This window comes from Syntrophorhabdaceae bacterium, assembly GCA_028713955.1.
GTDB lineage: Bacteria > Desulfobacterota > Syntrophorhabdia > Syntrophorhabdales > Syntrophorhabdaceae > UBA5609.
In genome coordinates this window covers 1-2870 of the sequence record JAQTNJ010000091.1, presented here as the reverse complement: position 1 = coordinate 2870, position 2870 = coordinate 1, and the positions used below count along the sequence as shown (strand labels likewise).

3 protein-coding genes are annotated in these 2870 nt (G+C 50.1%); 2 read left to right on the top strand and 1 reads right to left on the bottom strand.

Annotated elements, in window-relative coordinates; all coding sequences use genetic code 11:
• The first annotated feature begins 579 nt into the window (after nt 1–579).
• Nucleotides 580–735, top strand: coding sequence for a hypothetical protein (locus tag PHU49_09125; GenBank protein ID MDD5244164.1), 156 nt, complete (start codon nt 580–582; stop codon nt 733–735).
• Complete coding sequence (locus tag PHU49_09120; protein MDD5244163.1) at nt 732–2303, top strand: sodium:solute symporter family protein; 1572 nt, start codon at nt 732–734, stop codon at nt 2301–2303. The genes PHU49_09125 and PHU49_09120 overlap by 4 nt, the downstream gene beginning before the upstream one ends.
• 293 nt (nt 2304–2596) lie before the next feature.
• Here the strand turns inward: PHU49_09120 and PHU49_09115 are convergent.
• On the bottom strand, nt 2597–2870 hold a 274-nt coding region (locus PHU49_09115), incomplete at its 5' end, for a tetratricopeptide repeat protein (protein MDD5244162.1).

Here is a 2870-nt window from a genome sequence, read left to right as displayed (position 1 = left end):
CATGAGCACAAAAACACAGATCATCTTCATCACCCACAACAGGATCACCATGGAGTCTTCCGCTGCCATATACGGGATCACCATGGAAGAAGAGGGCATCTCCAAGACAGTCTCTGTCCGCCTGTAAAATACATCCCATATCGTAGCTCCTTTATCGTATACCGGGATTCCCAAAAGAGCGTTCGGCGTGAAGCGTTCGGCGTTAGACAAAGGGGTCTGCCGGATCGTCTCTTTGGTTCTTACTATTCGCTGCCGCAAAAACATCCGGACGGTTGCCGTTTCCCGTACGCTCTTTTATTGCAGATTGTCGCCTTTAATCTGCCCGATATACTGAATAATCCTGTTTCTTGTGAAGGAAGTTACAAAAAACAGGAGATTTTTTTCTTGACATTTTCCCATGGAACACTATCATTATTAGAAAAGGCAAGGGGGACGGGGGTTTAAAACGTATACAATTCAACGCGGCAACACCATCTTGTCTGCATGGTCATTCGTTTATTGTTCTTAATTGAAAAAATATTTGAAAGGGGGTGAAAGTTTTACGCGGTTTTCTCAATAAAAGATTAAGGAGGGTTATTTATGCAGCCAACAATACCAATAGCTCCACCACCTGTCCAGTTGCCTGATCCATCGGTGCTGATGTTTCCATGGTATGTCTGGTGGGTCCTGATCATTGGGCTCTTCCTTATGACCTTCATAGGGACATGGCTCATAACAAGGGGGTGGAAAGAATGAGTCCGATAACATATAGTAACTGGATAGAACCAACCTCTGCAACAACCATAGCGGCAGTTATAGGTGTCGCCATTCTCCTTTTTGTTTCCATCCTTCTCGGGATCCTGAGCAAGAGAAAGATGACCAAGGGTTCTTTTGATGAATATCTTGTCGGCAAGCGCGATATCGGTCCTGCGATAACCGGCTGCGCCCTTGCGGCATCCTATCTCTCCGGGTGGGCATTCTGCGGCAGTACCGGTATCGTTTACTCGGTCGGGTTCTCCGGGATGTGGTTTGCCGGCATCTGGAGCCTCCTCGGGCTCGTTCCCTGCTGCTGGCTTGCCGCACTGAAAACAAGGGAATTCTCTTCCAAACTCGGAGCGGCAACCCTGCCTGAGACAATAGGAAGGCGCTTCGAGAGCAAGATGCTCCAGACCGTTGTGGCGATCTGCATGCTCTATTTTCTTTTCATGTATTGCGTGGGACAGTTGAAGGCTGCCGGCGGCGTCTGGTACGCAACGACCGGTCTTCCGCCACTGTGGTGCCTCCTTCTTTCCATCTTCATTGCATGGCTCTACATGGTTCTTGGCGGATACGTAGGGACGCAGTGGTCAATGGCATTCCAGGGGGCGTTCCTCGGCGTGGTCGGCGCGCTTCTGGGTATATGGGCGATCGTCTGGGCCGGCGGGTTCTATGAAATATCATCAAAACTTTATATGGAACCAAAGGTAGGCCCGGCGCTTATAAAGCTCATGAGGCCCGAGCTTCCGCATGTTGGCCCGACACAGCTTTTCTCAAGCCTTGTCGGCATCCTCGCCACGCCGGTTTTGTTCTTCACCATGGCCATAGGTTTCCCTCATAACGTCAGCCGGTTCCTCGGCATGGGCAAGCTGACAAAGAAGGGTTACTGGACACTGCTTACCATTGTCTTTATCATCGCCGGTATCCCTATCATGCTCGACTGCTCTTCGAACGGCCTTGTGGCAAGGACGATCTTCGGCTCGAACCTTCTTAAAGTAAAACCATGGGGTGCAGACCTTGCAGCGCCGGCTCTTGCTTACACGGTCGGCGGCGTGCCCTTGATGACCCTTTACACAATGGGTCTTTTTGCGGCAGCCCTCTCAACCCTTGCCGGTATGGTCTTTATCATGAGCGCAAATATCACCCGTGATGTTATTAAGCTGTGGTGGCCCAAGGTAACTGACCAGTCAATGCTTTACCTCGGATATTTCCTTATCGCGCTCTTCCTCTTCATACCTTTCTACTGGACGCTTGTCAACCCTCCGCCGCTGCTCTCTATATTCATGGGGCTCGCGGCCATGGGTCTCGGTGCCATCTTCGTCTTCGTGACCGCCATATCCTACTACTGGAAGGGCGCGACGAAGTGGGGTGCCCTCTGCACCGTCCTCTATGGAACCGGGTATAGTATTTATGGCGGCTATAAAGTGCTCTTAAAGAGGCAGCTCGGCATGGGCACCTTCGAATGGATACTTGTGATCGGCTGCGGTATCCTCTATTTCGTGGTCAGCGCCATGACAAAACCGCCTTCAAAGGAACTGCTTGATAAACTGTTTCCCGCAAAGAAATAGTTGAGACATTAAAACTAAAAAGGGCTTAAGGTCAACTTAAGCCCTTTTTCTTTGCTCTATCCCGGATCTTGATTTTCCCTTCGCTTCTCATGGTCAATCGTATATCGAGATTCTCAGGAAAACGTTCGGCGTGATTCGTTCGGCGTTCGGCGAGAAATACAGCAGAGAGCGTAGAGCTGAGGGCAGAGAGATAAACTTCTTAAGCGATCAGCTTAGAGCCTTTTTTGTTTCAGCTGACGGCTGTGTGCTGACCGCTGATGGCTATCGACTATTCACCGCATCATTCACTGCCTTTATCGCCACTCTATCCCTTTTGATCGCAAATTTTCCTGCACGTCCTTGTCTCCCAGTTGTGCTGCTTTGCGATAATCGCTCAGGGCCTTCTGCTGGTCGCCGATCTTATCGTACACAGAGCCTCTGCTTGCGTATGCCATCACATGATCTGGCCTTTTTTCAATAACTTTGTTCAAGTCCTCAATGGCCTGGTCGTATTCCCTGCGAAAATAATGCATAACCCCCCGGTTGTAGTATGCATCTATAAATTCGGGGTCCTTCTCGATGGCCAGG

What these genes read in the sequence shown, in the direction of transcription:
- PHU49_09125 (MDD5244164.1), top strand. Translation starts at nt 580, where the DNA reads ATGCAGCCAACAATACCAATAGCTCCACCACCTGTCCAGTTGCCTGAT.
- PHU49_09120 (MDD5244163.1), top strand. Translation starts at nt 732, where the DNA reads ATGAGTCCGATAACATATAGTAACTGGATAGAACCAACCTCTGCAACA.